Genomic DNA, 20,455 nt, shown 5'->3' with positions numbered 1-20,455 from the left:
TCTCCTTTTTTAGCCTCACTGGACTAATTTAAAATTATGATTTATTTAATTTTTATAATTCATCAATTTTTACAATATCAGCTCCATCTATTTCAGAAATTTGAACTGATACTACCTCGTTTCTAGAAGTAGGTATATTTTTTCCCACATAATCAGACCTTATTGGAAGTTCTCTATGTCCTCTATCTATTAATACAGCAAGTTGTATCAATTCAGGTCTTCCAGCATGTATAACAGCATCAATAGCAGCTCTAACTGTTCTTCCTGTGTATATTACGTCATCTACTAATATTACTTTTTTACCTTCTACATCAATTAAATCCGCATCTTTTAATTTAGGTTGATCATATAACTTACTTAAATCATCTCTATAAAGAGTAATATCAACAGTTTCCACAGGAATTTTTACTCCTTCAATCTGCTCTATTATTTTTGAGATTCTTTGAGCTATAGGATACCCTCTTCTTTTAATACCTACAAGAATAATATTCTCTACTCCTTTGTTTTTTTCTACTATTTCATGAGATATTCTAGTTAAAGTTCTCTTTATGCCTTTATCATCTAAAACAACTGCTTTAGTTTTCACAAAAATCCCCCCTATTTACCTAATAAAAAAACTCATGACGAAGATCATGAGCATAATTATACACATACAGCTTTTGCCTTATGATCTCACAGGATCGTCTTAAAGGTACACTATTAATTTTTTATATATCTTAATTATGATAACATAATACTTTTTTTATTTCAATTCATTTTTTAAAACATTTAATACTTTTTTAAAGTAATCTGGCAAATCAGACGTAAATTCAATATATTCATTTGTGCTAGGATGTATAAAACCTAGCTTTTTAGCATGAAGCATTTGTCCATTCAAGTTAAACTTTTGTTTTTTATAACCATAAACTGGATCTCCTACTAAAGGATGTCCTATATAAGCCATATGTACTCTTATCTGGTGTGTTCTCCCCGTTTCCAATACACATTCTACAAGAGTATTACTTTTAAATCTTTCCAATACCCTATAGTGAGTTACTGCTCTTTTACCATCCTTAATCACCGATATTTTTATTCTTTCTACAGGATGTCTTCCTAAAGGTTTATCTATAGTACCTTCATCTTCTTTTAAAATTCCTTCAACTAATGCTGTATAGGCTCTAGTCATAGAATGATCCTTAAGTTGCTCTGCTAACTTATTATGAGATTTATCATTTTTAGCAACCACTAATATACCTGAGGTATCCTTATCTATTCTATGTACTATTCCAGGTCTTGTTACTCCATTTATGCCAGATAGATCACTGCAATGATTTAAAAGAGCATTGACCAATGTACCAGTATAAACCCCTGAAGCTGGATGAACCACCATACCCTGTGGTTTATTCACTACAATGACATCACTATCTTCATAAACTATATCTAATGGGATATCTTCAGGTTCTATATCCAGTCCAACAGGATCAGGTATAGTAATAAGTATTTTATCTTTTATCTTCAACTTGTAATTACTCTTTTTTAAAATTCCGTTTACTTTTACTTGTGACTTTTCTATAAGCCCTTGTATGTAAGATCTAGATTTATCCTCCATTCTTTCTGATAAAAATAAATCCAACCTAGTATTCACTGAATTTTCATCTATAATAAATTCTCTAGTTTCCATACTTACTTATCTTCCTTTATTAAATAAATTGCTAATAAAAAGGTTCCTGTTACTACTAAAACATCAGCCACATTGAAGGTAGGGAAATAGTATACATCTTTATAATGTAAAGTTAAAAAATCTACTACATACTTATAATAGGTTCTATCTATTAAATTGCCTATAGCTCCACTTATTATAAGTGCCAAACTTATTCTAAGTAATTTTGAAGTAGGTTTATATTTTATAATGTAATAAACTATACCTGCCATAACAATAAATGTAACTATACTTAAAAAAACTACCTTATTTTGCAAAATACCAAAGGCAGCTCCTCTGTTTTCTAAATAAAAAAGTCCAAAAAAGTCTTTTATTACAACTATTCCGGAGGTATTTGATAACTCTTTAAGAGCCCATAACTTTGTAACTCTATCCAATATCAATCCCAAAATTATTATTAGTAATTCCATTTGCATCCCCCTTTTAAAGCTTAGGAAAAGTTAACAAGAAACTTCTCGTTAACTTTTCCATTTCAATTACTACGGTAATTGGTTCTTATACTGTTCATTGCTTATTCTTTCTATTGGTTCCACATAATCCTCATCTTCATCACTATATACATCTATTACATTTTTTATTCTATTAAATCTTGCCACAGCTTGGTAACTATCTTCTGCATCAAAGCCTACTTCATCTCTGCGGTCGTTATATCCATATCCAAAAGGATAACCAGGTTCTTGCTTTTCTATAGGTGTATTTCTTTTTTCATCTGAATAAGAATTACTAAGCGATTTTTGACATTCCACACAATGATCTGTATAAGGAATAAATTCTAATCTTTCTTCTTTTATATCCTTACCACATATACTGCACTTCCCATAAGTACCTTTATCTATGTTTGAAAGTGAATTCTCTATTTTTTTTATAATAGACAACTCATTGCCTTTAAAGGCTATTCCTCTTTCCTTATCAAAAATTTCAGTAGCAATATCTGAAGGATGATTATCATAAAAAGATAACTCTGTAGCTAATTCAGCATTAGAATTAATAGTTTCATTTTCCTCCATTTGCTTTAATAAACTATATACCCTCTTTTTTTCTAATTCCAACTTTTTTCTAAAATGCTCCAATCTTTCATTATTCATAACCCCAGAACTCCTTTCTCATTATAGAGTAAAAATAACCTAATTTTATTTTTACTAAAAATATTTTATTTATTCTGCAGTTATGGAAATAATTATGGAATCAAATCAATTTCATAAAATTGTTTTTTAGAAATTATATTTTAAATACAACTTTTTCATACAAAAATCAATTTACATATTCATAAGCATACTTTTTAAAATATCTGTTGAGTTTTTTATAGCTATTGGCGCAAACTTCTCATAATCCATATGTGCTCCATTATTAGCATTGTCAGATATGGATCTTATAACTACAAAAGGTATGTTATTTAAATAGCATACCTGTGCAATACTTCCGCCTTCCATTTCACAAGCTAGTGCCTCAAATTTTTCATTCAACCACTTTATCTTCTGCGTATCAGAAATAAATTGATCTCCTGTTACTATCCTTCCAATAAAGCTATTGCTTTTCTCAATATTTTTGCAAGCTGCTTTAGCTTTATCTATAAGATCAGTATCGCATTTAAAATCAAAGGCATCCAATCTTGGAACTTGACCTACAGGATCTCCAAAAGCTGAAGTATCCATATCATGTTGAACAAGATTATTAGCTATAACTATATCACCTGGGTATACATCTTTTCCAATACCTCCTGCTATGCCAACATTTATCACCTTATCTACTTGAAAATCATCTATTAATATTTGAGTACATATAGCTGCATTTACTTTACCAATACCACTTCTAACAACTACTACTTCTTGATTATAAATTTTTCCTGAATTAAAGAGCATATTGGCTTTTATTTCTTTCCTATCTAACTTCATTTCCTTTAACAAAATTTCTAACTCTTCATCCATAGCTCCGATTATTCCTATTACCATCTTTTTACCCCCTGTTTATACTTTCTTTTAAGGCCATCTTAATTTCTTCCTCACTGACCTCTACTTTTGCTTTGCACCTTTCATTATCCTCTAAAAGCACAAATTTTAATTTATCGTTATTTTTCTTATCATGGTTAATAGCATACATAAATGAAGAATAATTGTCAACTTTATACTTTACAGGCATACTAAGCTTTTTTAATATACTTTCTACTTTACCATATGTATCTAAAGGTATATTAAATTTATTCTGAGATAACTTTATAGAAACAAGCATTCCAAGACCTACTGCTTCTCCATATGATACTGTAAATTTAGATGACATTTCTATTCCATATGCTATAATATGACCAAAATCTAATACATTTGTTAACCCTTTGTTTCTACACTCTCCAAATAATACTTCTGATTTTATTCTTAAACATTCTTTTACTATATGACCTAATTTGTCATTTTCTCTTTCTAGTATATATTTATAGTTCAAATTTATAAAATTTAATAACTCTACATCACCAATTACTCCATATTTAACAACTTCACCCAAACCATTTTTAAATTCTTTATTACTTAATGTTTTTAAAAATCTAGTACATACATATACAAATATAGGGTTATAAAAATTTCCTATTAAATCTTTAACATTTCCATAGTTAAATCTTACTTTTCCACCTATACAACTATCAACTTGAGATAATAGCGTTGTTGGTACATTTACAAGTTTTATTCCTCCCATATACGTTGATGCAACAAAACCCGCTAAATCTCCAACAGTTCCTCCTCCAAAGGCTATAATAGTACTATTTTTATTAGCATCGTTTTCCAAAAGAAAATCATATAAATTTTGTATGGTATAAATATTTTTTTCCTTTTCCCCTTGAGCAATGCAAAAAATTTTACAATTATTTTCTGACTTAATATGCTCTATTATATCTTTATACAATTCATATACTAACCTATCTGTAACAATAAATATTTTTTCACTTATCTTAATTCTGTTTTTTTCAAATAAGGTATGAAACTTATTAATATTATTATCTATGTAAACACTATACTTTTTATCTACTGTGTCAACAATTATCTCCTTCATCCATTTCACCACCTCTATTTTAAGCTTAAATCATATCTATATTATACCATATATGCAATGTTTCTATTTAAATAGCGTAAAAATAAAAAAGCCACTCTTACTGAGTGGGCTTTTTATTTTACAAAAAAATTTTTAATTTCTTCTAATTCATTTTCGTTATTATAAAATTCTGAATCCGATTTTGAATCTTCATATTTAGGAACTATAGGACTGTTTGAATTTTTTTCTGGTATAATCTCTATTTCTTTTTCCCTAATTTCTTCACTTTTTATAGGTTCATTTACATTTTCACTACTTTCGTAGCCTACATTATAATTTTTAACAAATTCCTTTTCCATATCGTCAAACATTTCTAATTGAGATTCCATAAAGCTTCTAAACTTAGTTCTAAATTTACAAAATTCCTGCTTCATTCTTTCAAACTCATCAGTAATTTGAATTACATCACTGTGAGCCTTATCAATTATCTTCTGAGCTGCATCATTAGCATTTTTTAATATTAATTCACTTTCTTTTTTAGCATTTTCTCTAGCTTGTTCAGATGCATTCTGTGCTAAAAGCAAAGTATTTTGTATTGTATTTTCCATTTTATTATAATGTTCTATTTTTTCTTGTATGCCTGAGAGTTTTTCTTTGTAATTTGAATTTTCTTTGTAAAGAACTTCATATTCTTCAGCTATTTTGTCTAAAAATTCATCTACTTCTTCTACACTATACCCTCTTAAAACTTTTCTAAATTCTTTTTCTGTTATATCCATTGAAGTTATCTTCATTGTGAACTGCTCACCTCAAATCAAATAAATTTTTTTACAAGGATTTTTACTTTTCCACTATTCGTCCATCCAACTTCTTCTACAATTTTAAATTTTCCATACCCTCTTACAGTTATTATTGTATCACAGTTCAAAATTTTATTCTTCTTAAAATCCTCTGAATAGTCTACTAAAACTTTTCCTTGCCTTACTAATTCTTCAGCTTTACTTCTTGATATATTACACAGAGTACTTACTACACAATCAATTCTAAGAGAAGAAACATTCACAATAATTTTTTGAAAGTCATATTTGGGAATTTCTGAACTATATATATCTAAAACATCAATTGTGCAGTGAGTTTTACCTATACTGATTAAATTCATTTTTATATAATCAACTATTTCCTCCTGCACAGCAACATAACATCCATCATTGCTAAGTATTAAGTCTCCAAATTTTTCCCTCTTAATACCTAATGCCATTAGAGACCCTAAATAATCCTTATGTCTAAGATTATTAAATTTTGACTTTCCATTAACTCTAATAAGGGTTACAGGATAACAATATACATGATCATTGGAAAAAGCTATAACTTTCCTTTCTGCATCTTCAAAAATGCCATAAGGGTAAACATTTATACCAATTTCCTCACTTAAACTTTCTATGGTTTTCCAGGTCTTAGGAGTATAAAATTCTCCTGTGCATATTACTTTATTAATTTTTTTGGCTAAAATAATCTTATCATAGATATTGGAAGCTATATTATTTTCTAAAAAACCTACTTTATTTAAAAAATCTTTTTTATTCACAACTATAACAATATAGTAAACACAATTTTTCTTATTACATCTAGTATTACTAGTGCAAGTATAGGTGAAAAATCTATCATAAAACCAGGCATAAGCTTTTCTTGAATTTTCCTTCCTGGAATCATAAATGGATCTGTAAATACATGAAGTAAGTCTAAGAAACCATTACTTCTTCCAGGCATAACCCATGAAAGAATTACATCCAATAATATAGCACCTTCAAGAAACCTAAATAATAAATCTAGCGCCACTACTAAAGTACCACTTATCATTTTATCCTCCGAACACTACTTATTCCAGCCAAAAATCCCTTTACTTGATAATTCACTTTTAAAATCATTACTAACCTCTACTGTTGCTGGTGACAGTAAATAAACTCCTCTTTCTACTTCTTCTAAATCTCCTCCTAGAGCATAGCTTGCTCCGCCCATGAAATCTAAAAGTCTTTGAGCTATCCTTTGTTCTAATCCTGTAGTATTTATAACTATAATTTTTCTATTCTTTAATTCATCACAAATATCTGCTGCTTCTTCATAACTAGTAGGTTTTACTATTTTCACCTTAGCAGCAATAGTAGTATGTATACTTACCACCTTATTTTGCCTTTTTGAATTTGATATAATTGGCTCTACTGAAGCTGTTGTATCATTTACCGCTTTTTCCTGTCTTCTCTCTTCTGTTTCTTCTATTTCTTCTTCTAAATCATCCTCTAGGCCTAAAAAACCCATAACCTTACTTATAACTTTACCTGACATTTAATTTACCCTCCTCAATTATTATAATTTCTCTTTCCAAATATGCCTTGACCCACTCTTATCATGTTTGACCCTTCTTGTAAAGCCATTGAGTAGTCACCACTCATACCCATAGATAAAATGTCCATTTGTATATTTTTAAAGCTTTTCTTCTTTAGGTCTTCAAAAATGTCCTTCATTTTCTTAAAATAGCACCTACAACTTTCTTCTGTAGCCTGTGGTACAATAGCCATAAGTCCTTTAACCTTTACATTATTACAGTTTTCACACTGTTGTAACAGTTCATCTAATTTCTCTAATAAAACACCTGTTTTGCTTTCTTCTCTGCCTATATTTATTTGAATCAGAGTATTAGCTATTTCATTATTTGCAGAATAGTGCTTATCTATTTCTTGTAAAAGTCTTATACTATCTAAAGATTGAATAAGGTGAACTTTCCCTACTATATATTTCACTTTATTCCTTTGAAGATGACCTATTAAATGCCATTTTATATCTTTAGGAAGTTTATCATATTTATCTATAAGTTCTTGAACTTTATTTTCTCCAAAGTCCCTAATTCCTATATCGTATACTTTCTTTATTTCTTCAACAGGTTTGGTCTTTGAAACTGCTATTAAAGTAACATCTTTTTCTATAGTATTTCTTATCATCTTTACATTTTCTTCAATTGACAATTTCATCGTCTCCTTTTACTGTCCAATTGAGCTTGTAATTTTATGCAATTTTAATGGTATAAAATACATTCTTCATAAGTATATTCTTCATAAAATTAAAAAATCCTTCAACAAATCAATAAAATTTAAATAAAAATTTAATTAATTATAATATATTATTAAAATCCAAATTTCATTGAATAATATTATTCATTTTTACTACTTATTAGTGCATTCTTTTGTTCTCCAATATAGGCTGGAACAGTTAAATTATCACATTGCTGTACATCTACTCTTACTTTTCTTGTTATTAAGCTTTTTAAATAGTTTTCATTTGACAGCATATAATTATACATAACTTCTTTGTTACCTATAGCATAAATTGTAAAAGGAGCCATCATTTTAACACCATTAATTCTTAAAAAAGCACCACTACAGTATATTTCAGTTCTATCAACCACTCTTTGACCATTTATACTTATAGCTTCTGCTCCTGAATTTTTAATATCATTTATTACTTGCATAATATCCATATCATGGACTAATCTTAATTTCTTTTCAAATTCAAAAGAATTTTCTATATCTTCATCCTTTGCATCATTTAAGCTTATTTTTATTCCTTGTCCTTCTAGAGCAACTTTTCCTAAAATAATATTATTTTCATTTAATTCTTCAATTATTCCCTTAGTAACTTGCTCTTCATTTTTTTCATTACTTTTATACTCTACAAGCTTAGAATTGTATTTTTGATATTGTTGTATGAGTGCTGCTATATCACTATAAAGCTTATTTTTATAATTGTAAGAATCTTGATATTGCTTTGCACTTAAAAAAACCCTATCTGTAGTTCTTGTAAAGCTAATATTCATAGATATTAATATACCTATAATTATTGAGGCTATAAAAACAAAAGTGCTAGCTTCATTGTTTTTCATTTATCTCACCTCATTGATGATTTCTTGCCTTCTCTATTAATAATCTTCTTATAGTAGCAAAGTTATCAAAAATTCTTCCTCCAAACACTATTACTGCTGCAAGATATATAGGTACACCCATCTTATCCCCTAAGTATGCAAGTCCAGCTGCCAATACTGCATTTCCAAAAAAGCCTGAAATAAATATATCTGGTTGAAATTTTTTTGACAAGCTTCCTTTTATTGCACCAAATACGGAATCTAAACAAGCTAGTATTGCTACAGACATATATGGAGAAAATTGTTCTGGAATATTTACTTTCCACACAATACCAACAATTATTCCAATTATAAGTCCAATAAAACCAATCACTTTATACCACCCTCCAAAACTATTATATATTTAACTTATTTACTATTGTACTGGTTTTGCATATTCAAATTTATAAGTTTTATTATTCTTCTTAATTGTAATGTCATCTGACTTTTCAAATTTCACATCACACAAACCTTTAAAATCAGCAAAAACTTCCGGAAAACTCATATCTCCATATAATAAATTTTTATCTCCTATTGCTTGTATAACAATTCTACTGGATGGAGATATTTTTTCATCATTTATCAAAATATAGCTTCCTGCAGTTCTTATTCCTGTCCTTGAAAGTATTCTTATATCATTTATGGATATAGCTTCCGCACCTGCAAACTTTAACTCATTTACTAAATACACCAAATGTTTATCCGTTATATGATCTCCTATATTATTTCCCAAAAATCTGGCATCAGGTGTAAGATAAACAGTTATACCAGGTCCATGCACATCTGTAGTTCCAGTAAGTACTCTAGTATCTTCTAACTCTTTTAAAAGATTCTTTGTTGAATCACTTTTTCCTGCTGCTGCATTTTCATAATTTTTAATTTGGTTTTGAAGATCATTAACTTTACTTTCAAGTTCTTGTTTTTGTTTTTTATATTGCTCAATCTCAACAGTAACATCTGTACCATTTTTGTTAGTTAGGTTCAATGTTTTATCTTGCCTTACAATAGTCTTAAGCTGGTATGCAAGCATAAACCCTAAAATACCTAGTACTACAGCAACACTTATTTGAGCGTTAACCTTACGCATTTTTTAACATCCTCCTACTTTTGAATAAAAAATACAGGATTACCATCAAAGCTTACATCTATGTATCCCTTAGCACCTTTTAATCCTTTGCTGTTAATTATATTCAAAGCTTCATTAACCTTTTTATCAAGGTTGTCGCTTCTACCAAGTTTAACACACATATCACCAAAATATATTTTTATATCTATAGTACTATTTAGATCTATATAAGTAACTCCAATTGTATTTTTGCTATTTAAAATAATATTTCCTAAATTAGTAACTATGTCTATTTTTGATTTGTCATCATTTTTTAATACTTTACCAATTTCACTCTTATCATAATCAAAGCCATCTAATTTAACTAAATGCATTCCCTTTATATCATCCTTTTTTTGAAGGACTACTCCATTTTTATCTACTATAAAATACTTATTATCCTTCGCATTATAAAATAAAGCTTCTCTTTCCTTTATATTTATTTGTACTGTAGCTGGTAATTTTCTTTTTATTTGTACTTCTGAAATATATGGATTGCTTAAAATGTTATTTTCACCATTTCGAACATTTATATAAAATATGTTATTACCCTTAAATAATCTTGACAAATCAACAATTTCTTTAGATGAAATATTTCTATTTCCACTTACCTCAATGTTTTTTATATTAAAATAAGGATGTTTTAAACATAATGTAATACATATTGATAACAGTAAAATAAATAACATCAATATCTTTTTTATTCTTTTTCGCTTTCTTCTTCTTAAAATCAATTCATTTTCTGTTTTGGGAGAAGTTAAAGCCATAATATATCAACCTACCTCAATTTTTTAAGATATATATATAATAACACTCTATTAAATTAATTTCATTAAATTTTTGATTAAATTTTATTTAATTACATAAATTATAGCATTGCTAATTGCAATGCTACAATAAATATTAATATTCTTTTTGTCTGGATATATTTAGAAGTATTCCCATGGCCACTAAATTGATGGCTAAAGCTGATCCTCCATAGCTTATAAAAGGAAGTGGTACACCAGTTACAGGCATTGATCCTGTAACAACAGCTATATTGATTATGGCTTGTATTGCTATAACTGATGTAATTCCTGTAGCTAAAAGAGTTCCATAAGTATCTTTTGCCTTTACTGCCGTTACTACTCCTCTCCATATAAGGATAATAAACAATATGATGATAATTGTACAACCTATAAGACCTAATTCTTCGCCAATTATGGAAAATATAAAGTCATTATGAGGCTCAGGTATGTAGTAACACTTCTGTCTTGACATTCCAAGACCCACACCCCATATTCCTCCAGAACCTAAAGCTAAAAGAGATTGTATCAACTGATATCCTGTATTCTTTGGATCAGCCCATGGATTTAAAAAACTACTAAACCTAGCCAATCTATATGGCTCAAATGCTATTCCTGCTGCTCCTGCTAAACCTACTAAGCCTAATAAACCTAACATATGCGATGTCTTAGCACCTGCTACGTAAAGTACAATTAATGTAACTATCATTATTACCGCTGCTATACTTAAATTTTTCTCCTTAAAAACCATCCCTGCATAAAAACCAGATATAATAAGATAAGGTATAATACCATACTTTAATGTCTTTATTTTTTCTCCTTTGCTTTCTATGCTCTTAGCCATATATAATACCACTATGTATTTTGCTAATTCAGATGGCTGAAGTGATGGTAATCCTCCAATTTGTATCCATCTTTGTGCTCCATTTACAGGTTTAAAAGCAAAAACTGCTGACAAAAGTACCACAGTAATTATCATAATTATTTTAGTATATTTTTTAATTCTATGATAATCAAGCCTTATAGTCATAAACATAAATAAAATTCCTACTAAAGCTGCTCCTGCCTGCTTTTTCAAGTAAAAAGTACTATCTTTTATGTGTGGATTAAAATATGCACTATAGGAACTAGCACTATAAACCATGATAACACCAATTGCCACTAAAAGCATTATAGTCGAAAATAATACAAAATCAATAGGCCCCATTTTACTAGTGGGTTTACTCATCCCTATATCCTCCTACATAAATTACTTTTATCAGACTAAACATTTACTTATAAAGACAAAAAAGCAAATAAACATAATACTACTGTAACAATACAAAACACAGAAACTACTTTAGTTTCATGCCAGCCTGATAGTTCAAAATGATGATGTATTGGACTCATCTTAAATATTCTTTTTCCTGTAAGCTTAAAGGATGCTACTTGAAGAATTACAGATAATGCTTCCATTACATATATTCCACCTACTATTATAACCAATAATGGTAATTTTAATATCAATGCTACTGCTGCTACTGCTCCCCCTAAAGCCAATGAGCCTGTATCCCCCATAAAAACTCCTGCTGGAAAGGCATTGTATCTCAAAAATCCTAAAAGTGCACCAGCAACTACAGCACAAAATATTGCTAAAGTATAATGCCCCATAGCAAAGCTCACTAGCGAGAAGAAAGTCATAACTAATAATGTAATAGAGGTTGCTAAGCCATCTAAACCATCTGTTAAATTAACTGAGTTTGTAACTGCTGCAAAATAAATAACTATAAATGGAATATAAAACCATCCCAAATTCACAGTTCTATGTGCAAAAGGTACTATTATAGAAGTTCCTATATCCGGATTTTTAGCTGCATAATATGCAAACCAACCTGATGCACCTAAAAGTAATATCATTTTTTGATAAGCTCTAAGTCCTAAATTTTTCTTTTGTATAATCTTTAATCCATCATCTAACGCACCTATTACTCCAAAAGCTACAAAAGCATATAAAGCAATCATAGCTTCATCACCTGGCTTTTTTACTACAAGAGCCATAGTTATAAACGAAGATAATATAAATATTATTCCTCCCATAGTAGGTGTTCCTGATTTTTTTTGATGACTCTTTGGTCCCTCTTCTCTTATACTCTGTCCAAATTTAAGCTTATGCAGTAATGGAATTATAATAGGACCTTCTAAAATTGATATAAAAAATGCAACTAATACTGAATAAATTAATCTATCCATCCTTATAACCCCCTATAAGTTATTTTTCTTAAGTTCTTCTACTATCTTTTCAAATTTCATGGATCTAGAAGCTTTAACTAAAACTGTATCTCCTTCTTTTAAATATCCATTCACTAAATATTTTATACCTTCACTATAATCATCAAAAGCTTTATATTCAGCTTTGGTACTTGATTTAAAACCTTCTTCAAAAGCTTTATTATATTCACCAAATGTTAAAAGTAAATCCACTCCATTTTTTGCTGAATATTCACCAATTTCTTTATGAGATTTATAAGATTGTTCTCCCAATTCTCCCATAGTTCCAAGTACAGCTATTCTTCTACTAGACTCTACATTTTTTAAAACATCTATAGCTGCCTTCATTGAATCAGGATTAGCATTATAACAATCGTTCAGTATATTAAACTTCTTGCCTTTAATAAGATCCATTCTCATAGCAGTAGTTTGAAGATTTTTTAGTCCTTCTTTTATGTCTTTATTCTCCATACCTAATATTCTTCCACAAGCTATAGCTAGTAGTGAATTAGATATTGTATGCTTTCCTGGTATCTCTACATGAAATGTTTCCTCAAATTTTTTCCCATTTTCCTCTACACTAAACTCTACAAAATTTTCCTTAAGTTCTATATCACAAGCGTTAAGATTGTTTCCATTTTCCATTCCTGTAGTGTATATAGAAAATTTATTACTTTTTACTCCAGAAAGAAGGTCATTGTCTCCATTTACAATTAAAATACTATTCTTATCAAAAAAATCAGTAATCTCAAGCTTTGCCTTCAATATATTTTCTCTTGAACCAAGGTTACCTATATGGCTTACACCTACATTAGTAATTAAAGCTATATCAGGTTTCGCAGCTTCCGCCATTCTATGAATTTCATTTAAATTATTCATTCCCATTTCAAGCACTGCTATATCATAGCTATTATCAAGTTTAAATATCATTAATGGAAGCCCTATCTCATTATTAAAATTTCCTTGTGTTTTAAAAACTTTATATTTAGAACTTAATGCTGCTGCTAACAAATCCTTTGTAGATGTTTTTCCATTAGATCCTGTTATACCTATTACCTTTAAATTAAGCTTATTTCTATAAGCTTTAGCCAATTGCAGCAATGCTTTTTTAGTATCTTCAACTTTAATTATTGTAGTTCCCTTTTCTATTTCATCTTCTCTATACTTAATTTCATCTATAATGCACATAGATGCTCCATTATCACTAGCAACTTTTATATATTCATTTCCATTAAAATTTTCTCCTTTCAAGGCTATGAATATATCATCTTTATCTATTTTTCTCGTATCCGTACTTATTTGATTAAACTTTTCATAGTTTCCCTGCAATACAACTTTTCCTTGTACTGCATTAACTATCTCATCAAAGGTCATATGTTCCAATTGTATACACTCCTTCTACTTATTCAATTCCTTTATAATTTCTGCAATTACTTCTCTTTCGTCAAAATGAATAGTTTTATCCTTTAATATTTGATAATCTTCATGTCCTTTTCCTGCTACTACTATAACATCATCTTTTTTTGCCATTTCCATAGCCTTTTTTATAGCTTCTCTTCTATTTTCTACCACAATATAATTATCTTTTTCTACACCTGCTACAACTTCTTTTATTATGGACATAGGATCCTCAGTTCTAGGATTATCTGAAGTAATAACCGCTTTATCACTTAGCTCTGTACCTATCTTTCCCATAATAGGTCTCTTAGTATTATCTCTATCTCCGCCGCAGCCAAAGACACTTATAAGTTTACCTTTAGTAAATTCTCTTGCAGTTTTAAGTATATTCTCCAATCCATCTGGAGTATGTGCATAATCTACTATAACCTCATAACCTAAGTCATAATTTTTAGTTACTATTTCACATCTTCCAGGTACACATAGCATAGCTTCTAACCCTTCTTTTACAGTTGCAAGACTCATTCCTTCGCCTAAACATGCCGCTGCACTTCCAAGAGCATTCATAACATTATATTTTCCTGGTATATTTAAATTTATATGCTGAGTTTCATTCTTGTATGTTATGTCAAACTCCACTCCTCTAGAATGCATATGTAAATTGCTTCCCTTAACATCAGCAACTTTATCTATAGCATAAGAAGTCTTCTTTCCTTCTGAATCCTCATATACTCTTTCACCATATTCATCATCTATATTTACTACTGAACTTAATGTATTTTTAAATAATATAAGTTTTGCATTATAATAATTTTCAAAGGTCTTATGAAAATCTAAATGATCTCTTGTTAAATTAGTAAATATTGCTTGACAAAATTTTACACCATATACTCTATCTAGATATAATGAATGTGATGATACTTCCATAATGCAATAGTTGACTCCTTCTTCCACCATTTCTGCAAATAGTTTTTGAAGTTCTAAAGATTCCGGAGTAGTTCTATGAGCTGGTATTTTTTTATCTCCAACATAATTTGCTATAGTTCCTAAAAGTCCAACCTTATATCCTTGAGCTTCTAAAATAGATTTCATCATAAATGTTGAAGTAGTTTTTCCATTTGTGCCTGTTATACCTATTACCTTCAATTTATCCGAAGGATGATCATAATAATTTGCGGATGCTAATGCTAAAACTTTTCTAGTATCTTCAGTTTTTATAACTGTACATTCAGTTAAATTTTCTATATCTTTACTGCAAATAACAGCCGCTGCTCCATTACTTACTGCACTACTTACATATTTATGCCCATCTGTGCTATACCCCTCAATACACACAAATAAATCTCCACTTTTTACATTTCTGGAATCATACTGAATTTCCCTTATTTCCAGATCATCATTACCCTTTAATAATTCATATTTTATCTCTTTTAATATTTTTTTCAAGTTCATAGAAACACCCCTTTTTAATTCTCTTACATAGCATTGGCATGCAACACATATGCTTTTATATGTATTGCATGCCTAATATTTTAATCTCCTAGTATGTCAGTGTCAAGTTTTACCACCGTTCCTTTTTGCACTTCGTCTCCTGGCTTAACACTTTGATCAGATACTACTCCTTCTCCTTCAAATTCTGCCTTTAAGCCTAAACTATTAAATACAGCTTCAGCTTTTTCCTGACTTAACCCTTCAACATCAGGAACAGCTACTACTTTATTATAATTTGCTGTGTTTCCTGTGTAAAGTACAATTTTAGTACCTTCTTTCACTGTATATCCAGGTTTAGGATTCATATCTACTATATAGTCTCCATTTGAATCTAATTCATCAGTTAAATTATGTTCCTTCAAAACTTTTTCCGCATCAGATTTTTTCATTCCCCTTACATCTGGAACTATAACATCTTTTAACATACTCTTTTTTACATCTTCACTGCTAGCATCGCTTTTGATATCCAAATAATTAAATATATCATTAAAAACTTGTTTTGCCGCAGGCGCAGATATTTGTCCTGCATAATAATTAGAAGGATCAGGTTCATCTATAGATACAAATACTGTTATTTTAGGATCACTAGCTGGTGCCATTCCCGCAAAGGATGCTATGTATTTGCCTTGCTGATATCCGCCAACTCCAGCTTTTTGCGCAGTTCCAGTTTTACCTGCTATATGGTATCCATCTATAAAAGCTTTTTTACCTCCACCTTCTGCAACTACCTTTTCAAGATATCCCCTAAGCTGTGCTACCTTATTCGAATCCACAATTTTCTTACTGTTAGCTCCTGATATATCAAACTTTTTATCTGTAACTTCACTGCTTGCATTATTATCATAATGAGATATTTCCTTCATTACATGAGGTGTTATTAATGTTCCTCCATTTGCTACAGCGTTAAATGCTGTAAGATATTGAATTGGAGATGCTGTATTTGCCTGTCCAAATGATATGGTTGCCAAATCGATATCACTTATAGCACTTGTCTTTTTAACAATTCCTTTAGCCTCTCCTGGCAGATCTATACCTGTTTTTTGTCCAAAGCCAAACTTTTGTATATACTTGTTTAAATTTTCTTTTCCTATCATCTTTCCCAATTGGGCAAAACCTACATTACAAGAATTTTTTAATATATCAACAAAAGCTTGTTCACCATGTCCAGAAGTCTTCCAACAGTGTATGACTTTTTTTCCTATGGTAATACTTCCTGAACATGAAAATTTATCACTTTCCTTAACTGCATTTTCTTCTAATGCAGCCGTTGCCGTTATAACTTTAAATATAGATCCTGGTTCAAAGGCATCACTAACTGCTCTATTTCTCCATAACTTTTGAAGTTCATCATAAGATTTATCTTTAATCCATGGTTCATTAGGATTATAATCCGGTTTATTTACCATAGCAAGAATTTCACCATTTTTGGGATTCATAACTATTACAGTAACTGCTTTTGCTTTATTGTCATTTAAAGCTTGATCAGCAGCCTTTTCACAAAAATGTTGTATTGTTTCATCTATGGTTAAAACCACATCTTCTCCATCTATAGGTTTAGTGTACTCTGAAATAGTATTGGTAAATTGTTTACTCTTTTTATCTGTTTCTGCTATTCTCATACCTGGTGTTCCGGAAAGTTCTTTGTTATAATAAAGCTCTACTCCAGTAAGTCCAGTTCCATCAGAATTTGTATGTCCCATAACATGAGCAAGAAAGTTATTATTAGGATAATACCTTTTAGTATCTGCAGATACTAAAACACCTCTTAAATTTAAACTTCTAACATTATCAGCCTCTGCTTTTTCAACTCTTCTCTTCAATGTAGCTGACCCAAGTGGAAGTCCTCCTGGTAGTGTTTTATTAAGTATTTTACTAACTTCGCTTTTATCTATAGTTAAAGCTGAAGCTAATTTATCTGCTACATCATCCTTTGATAAGTTTTTTTCTTTCATTGTATCCCTTAGGGTATTCATATCTAAATCTATTCTATATACATTAGCACTTACTGCTAACTCATGTCCACTTCTATCTAGAATCCTACCCCTTTTAGCATCAATTTTTACTTCACTTGTCCACTGATCAATAGCAAGTGCTTTTAATTTAGAAGATTCATAAGCCATAACATACATCAATCTGCTAAATAGTAATAAAAATGTTGTAAAAAGAAAACTGAAAATTATTATCATTCTTCTTCTGATGATAACTTTATCTCTGTATTCCTTTTTATTCAATAAATTTACCCCCGTAAAAATTGCTCTCTTGAAAATTTAACAATAATATTCTGCCTAATTAAAATAGCATTTTACTTAATTTACTCCATATGCTTTTATATGCTTGAGTATCTGACTTTTTATCTGAGGCTTTTATAACTTCCTTACCTAAATCTGCCTGTGCTGCCGTACCCTTATCTGGAAGTATCATATGTAATTTACTAACTGCCGCATCTTCTATATATTGAATGTTATTATACTTAACTAACTCTACCTTTAAATTTTCATTGTCCCTATTTACTTCGTTTATATTATTACTTATAGAATTTAACTGCTGCTGCATATTATAAATTACACAATATCTACCTACGAGTATTACTCCTACAGTAAAGGCTAAAGTAATATTTCTTATTATTTTAATTTTACCTTTTAGCCTTTTTTGTCTTAACCTTTTTTCCTTTGCTCTTCTTCTTAATTTTTCTTGCTCTTCTTCTACGTAAGGCACATATTCAGGTTGGAGAACAGTATTTCCTGATATAACATTATCTTTATTTACCACTATCACTTTATTCACCTCACACTTTTTTTAGAACTATATTCTCTCAGCCACTCTCAATTTAGCACTCTTACTTCTTGAATTATTTTCTGATTCTTCTATTGAAGGTTCTATAGGTTTTTTACTTATAAGTTTTACAAGAGGTTTTTTTCCACATACACACATCGGAAAATCCGGAGGACATGTACAAGGATTTTCTAATTGTTTAAACTTAACTTTTATTTTCCTATCCTCTAATGAATGAAACGTTATAATAGCTATCCTTCCTCCTTTATTTAAACGATTTACACTGTCCTCTACAGCCTTATCCAATATTTGTAGTTCTCTATTTACTTCTATTCTAATTGCCTGAAAAGTTCTTTTAGCAGGATGACCATCCTTTTGAAATCTTGCAGGTATTGCTTGACGTATTATATCTACAAGTTCCAATGTAGTTTTTATTGTTTCCTTTTCTCTTCTCTGGACTATAAATTTTGCTATCCTTTTGGCAAAATTGTCCTCACCATATTCCTTTATTATTTTAAAAATCTGCTCTTCACTATAAAAATTTACTATATCATATGCAGAAGTACTGCTATCTCTATTCATCCTCATATCTAAAGGCGCATCTTTCATATAACTGAATCCTCTTTCAGCTTCATCTAATTGATAAGATGAAACTCCAAGGTCCATCATAATTCCATCTACTTTTTCTATATTTAATTCTTGTAAAATTTCATCTATATTATAAAAATTGTTATGAACATAAGTTACATTATTAAATTGTTTCAATCTATCACCTGCCGCTTTCAATGCAGCAGTATCTTGATCTATGCCTATAAGTCTTCCTTTAGGTGAAAGTCTTTTAAGTATTTCATAAGAATGTCCTCCTCCTCCTAAAGTACAGTCTACATATATTCCATCTTCTTTTACGTTTAATGCATCTATAGTTTCCTCTAACAATACTGATACATGTTTAAATTCCATCTAAAAATCTACCTCCAACTTATGTTATATTCCAAGTTCACTCATTTGTTCCGCAATCTTATCAAAATCTATATTTGAACTATTGTATTGTATCCATTTCTCCTTGCTCCATATTTCTAATCTATTAGATACTCCAATACTTACTATTTCCTTTTTTATCTCTCCGTATTCTAAAAGGCTTTGTGGAATTAAAGTCCTTCCTTGCTTATCCAACTCCATTTCATTAGCACCAGAAAAAAAGAATCTAACAAAAGCTCGTGCATTTTTATTTGTTAATGGAAGCTTTCTTAATTTATTTTCTAGCACACTCCATTCATCTAGTGGATAAGCATATAAACAACCATCTAGTCCCTTGGTAAGTATAAACTTACTTCCAAGCTCTTCCCTGAACTTAGAGGGTATGATTATTCTATTTTTATTATCTAATGCATGCTCATACTCCCCTATAAACATTTTCTACACCCCTATTTGGTTATTTACTCCACTTTGCCCCACTTTTAACCACTAATTTTACATATTCTATATTAACATAAAAATTCCTTCTTTGTCTAAAATAATTTTAATTATTTTTTTAAGGGAATTAAAATTATTTTTCACTATTATTCGATAACATCCCCTTTAATGTTCCAACAAATAGTACTAAAATCGACTACAATAAAAATCATATTACTACTTAATTCTCTATAATCTTAAATAAGATATTCAACTTTGGCATATATTTTTAGAGGACAATTGACAGAGGACAGAGGACAATGAAGGTCAGTTTTCTTCCTTACGTCAGAAAACTAATTTATTTTTAAGCTTGTTTTGCTAATGCAAAATATCGCTTAAGCAGGCATCTAAAATCTATGATTTTCAGATAATTGCTTACTCAGAGAGTATCCAAGAGAAACAAAAAAACATGAGTTTTTTTTAAATTAAAGATTTTTCGTAGCATAACGGAGAAAAATCCTCCTTCACTGTCCTATGCCAATTGTCCTTTGTCCTCTGTCTTTCGTCCTTTGTCAGCTTGAAATACCTTCATTTGTAGAGTA

At 29.7% G+C, this 20,455-nt stretch carries 23 protein-coding genes; all 23 read right to left on the bottom strand.

Annotated elements, in window-relative coordinates:
* Positions 1-52: 52 nt before the first annotated feature.
* The 23 genes from pyrR to mraZ all read right to left on the bottom strand — a co-directional run bounded on the left by pyrR (position 53) and on the right by mraZ (position 19,874).
* Positions 53-586, bottom strand: a complete 534-nt coding sequence (pyrR, locus tag Ccar_RS25460) for a bifunctional pyr operon transcriptional regulator/uracil phosphoribosyltransferase PyrR (RefSeq protein WP_007063844.1) — start codon at positions 584-586, stop codon at positions 53-55.
* A gap of 156 nt (positions 587-742) precedes the next feature.
* Entirely contained in the window at positions 743-1,660 is a 918-nt protein-coding gene (locus Ccar_RS25455) for an RluA family pseudouridine synthase (protein WP_007063845.1), read from the bottom strand.
* A gap of 2 nt (positions 1,661-1,662) precedes the next feature.
* On the bottom strand, positions 1,663-2,109 hold the full coding sequence (gene lspA, locus Ccar_RS25450) for a signal peptidase II (protein ID WP_048030484.1): 447 nt from the start codon (positions 2,107-2,109) through the stop codon (positions 1,663-1,665).
* Between the two features lie 69 nt (positions 2,110-2,178).
* Positions 2,179-2,784, bottom strand: coding sequence for a TraR/DksA C4-type zinc finger protein (locus tag Ccar_RS25445; protein WP_007063848.1), 606 nt, complete (start codon positions 2,782-2,784; stop codon positions 2,179-2,181).
* A gap of 171 nt (positions 2,785-2,955) precedes the next feature.
* Positions 2,956-3,648, bottom strand: a complete 693-nt coding sequence (locus Ccar_RS25440; RefSeq protein WP_007063849.1) for a 5'-methylthioadenosine/adenosylhomocysteine nucleosidase — start codon at positions 3,646-3,648, stop codon at positions 2,956-2,958.
* Between the two features lie 4 nt (positions 3,649-3,652).
* Positions 3,653-4,735, bottom strand: coding sequence for a 3-dehydroquinate synthase (locus Ccar_RS25435; protein WP_007063850.1), 1,083 nt, complete (start codon positions 4,733-4,735; stop codon positions 3,653-3,655).
* 113 nt (positions 4,736-4,848) lie between these two features.
* A complete protein-coding gene (locus Ccar_RS25430; protein ID WP_007063851.1) occupies positions 4,849-5,508 on the bottom strand; it encodes a DivIVA domain-containing protein in 660 nt (219 codons plus the stop codon).
* Between the two features lie 20 nt (positions 5,509-5,528).
* Positions 5,529-6,299, bottom strand: a complete 771-nt coding sequence (locus Ccar_RS25425) for a YlmH family RNA-binding protein (RefSeq protein WP_048030482.1) — start codon at positions 6,297-6,299, stop codon at positions 5,529-5,531.
* Between the two features lie 2 nt (positions 6,300-6,301).
* Positions 6,302-6,571: a YggT family protein gene (locus Ccar_RS25420; protein ID WP_007063491.1), complete on the bottom strand. Its 270-nt coding sequence runs from the start codon at positions 6,569-6,571 to the stop codon at positions 6,302-6,304.
* 15 nt (positions 6,572-6,586) lie between these two features.
* The gene (locus Ccar_RS25415) at positions 6,587-7,054 is read right to left on the bottom strand and encodes a cell division protein SepF (RefSeq protein ID WP_007063492.1); all 468 of its coding nucleotides are present in this window, start codon (positions 7,052-7,054) and stop codon (positions 6,587-6,589) included.
* A 14-nt stretch (positions 7,055-7,068) separates the two neighbouring features.
* On the bottom strand, positions 7,069-7,731 hold the full coding sequence (locus Ccar_RS25410; protein WP_007063493.1) for a YggS family pyridoxal phosphate-dependent enzyme: 663 nt from the start codon (positions 7,729-7,731) through the stop codon (positions 7,069-7,071).
* A gap of 185 nt (positions 7,732-7,916) precedes the next feature.
* Complete coding sequence (locus tag Ccar_RS25405) at positions 7,917-8,645, bottom strand: DUF881 domain-containing protein (RefSeq protein WP_007063494.1); 729 nt, start codon at positions 8,643-8,645, stop codon at positions 7,917-7,919.
* A 10-nt stretch (positions 8,646-8,655) separates the two neighbouring features.
* On the bottom strand, positions 8,656-8,997 hold the full coding sequence (locus Ccar_RS25400; protein WP_007063495.1) for a small basic family protein: 342 nt from the start codon (positions 8,995-8,997) through the stop codon (positions 8,656-8,658).
* A gap of 42 nt (positions 8,998-9,039) precedes the next feature.
* Positions 9,040-9,750: a DUF881 domain-containing protein gene (locus Ccar_RS25395; protein WP_007063496.1), complete on the bottom strand. Its 711-nt coding sequence runs from the start codon at positions 9,748-9,750 to the stop codon at positions 9,040-9,042.
* Between the two features lie 14 nt (positions 9,751-9,764).
* Positions 9,765-10,535 (bottom strand): cell division protein FtsQ/DivIB, encoded by a 771-nt coding sequence (locus tag Ccar_RS25390; RefSeq protein WP_007063497.1) that lies wholly within the window; start codon positions 10,533-10,535, stop codon positions 9,765-9,767.
* 136 nt (positions 10,536-10,671) lie between these two features.
* The gene (gene spoVE, locus Ccar_RS25385; protein ID WP_007063498.1) at positions 10,672-11,781 is read right to left on the bottom strand and encodes a stage V sporulation protein E; all 1,110 of its coding nucleotides are present in this window, start codon (positions 11,779-11,781) and stop codon (positions 10,672-10,674) included.
* A gap of 47 nt (positions 11,782-11,828) precedes the next feature.
* A complete protein-coding gene (gene mraY, locus Ccar_RS25380; protein ID WP_007063499.1) occupies positions 11,829-12,782 on the bottom strand; it encodes a phospho-N-acetylmuramoyl-pentapeptide-transferase in 954 nt (317 codons plus the stop codon).
* Between the two features lie 12 nt (positions 12,783-12,794).
* On the bottom strand, positions 12,795-14,183 hold the full coding sequence (locus Ccar_RS25375; RefSeq protein ID WP_007063500.1) for a UDP-N-acetylmuramoyl-tripeptide--D-alanyl-D-alanine ligase: 1,389 nt from the start codon (positions 14,181-14,183) through the stop codon (positions 12,795-12,797).
* 15 nt (positions 14,184-14,198) lie between these two features.
* Entirely contained in the window at positions 14,199-15,650 is a 1,452-nt protein-coding gene (locus tag Ccar_RS25370; protein WP_007063501.1) for a UDP-N-acetylmuramoyl-L-alanyl-D-glutamate--2,6-diaminopimelate ligase, read from the bottom strand.
* Positions 15,651-15,730: 80 nt separating this feature from the next.
* Positions 15,731-17,920 (bottom strand): stage V sporulation protein D, encoded by a 2,190-nt coding sequence (locus Ccar_RS25365; RefSeq protein WP_007063502.1) that lies wholly within the window; start codon positions 17,918-17,920, stop codon positions 15,731-15,733.
* A gap of 58 nt (positions 17,921-17,978) precedes the next feature.
* Positions 17,979-18,464 carry a hypothetical protein gene (locus Ccar_RS25360; RefSeq protein ID WP_007063503.1) on the bottom strand — a complete coding sequence of 162 codons (486 nt, stop codon included), beginning with the start codon at positions 18,462-18,464 and terminating at the stop codon, positions 17,979-17,981.
* Between the two features lie 27 nt (positions 18,465-18,491).
* Complete coding sequence (gene rsmH / locus Ccar_RS25355) at positions 18,492-19,421, bottom strand: 16S rRNA (cytosine(1402)-N(4))-methyltransferase RsmH (RefSeq protein WP_007063504.1); 930 nt, start codon at positions 19,419-19,421, stop codon at positions 18,492-18,494.
* Between the two features lie 24 nt (positions 19,422-19,445).
* On the bottom strand, positions 19,446-19,874 hold the full coding sequence (mraZ, locus tag Ccar_RS25350; RefSeq protein WP_007063505.1) for a division/cell wall cluster transcriptional repressor MraZ: 429 nt from the start codon (positions 19,872-19,874) through the stop codon (positions 19,446-19,448).
* Positions 19,875-20,455 lie beyond the last annotated feature (581 nt).

The sequence above is a fragment of the Clostridium carboxidivorans P7 genome, from assembly GCF_001038625.1.
Taxonomy (GTDB): domain Bacteria; phylum Bacillota; class Clostridia; order Clostridiales; family Clostridiaceae; genus Clostridium_AM; species Clostridium_AM carboxidivorans.
The sequence above is the reverse complement of the archived record's forward strand: the minus strand, read 5'-3'. Positions and strand labels throughout refer to the sequence as shown.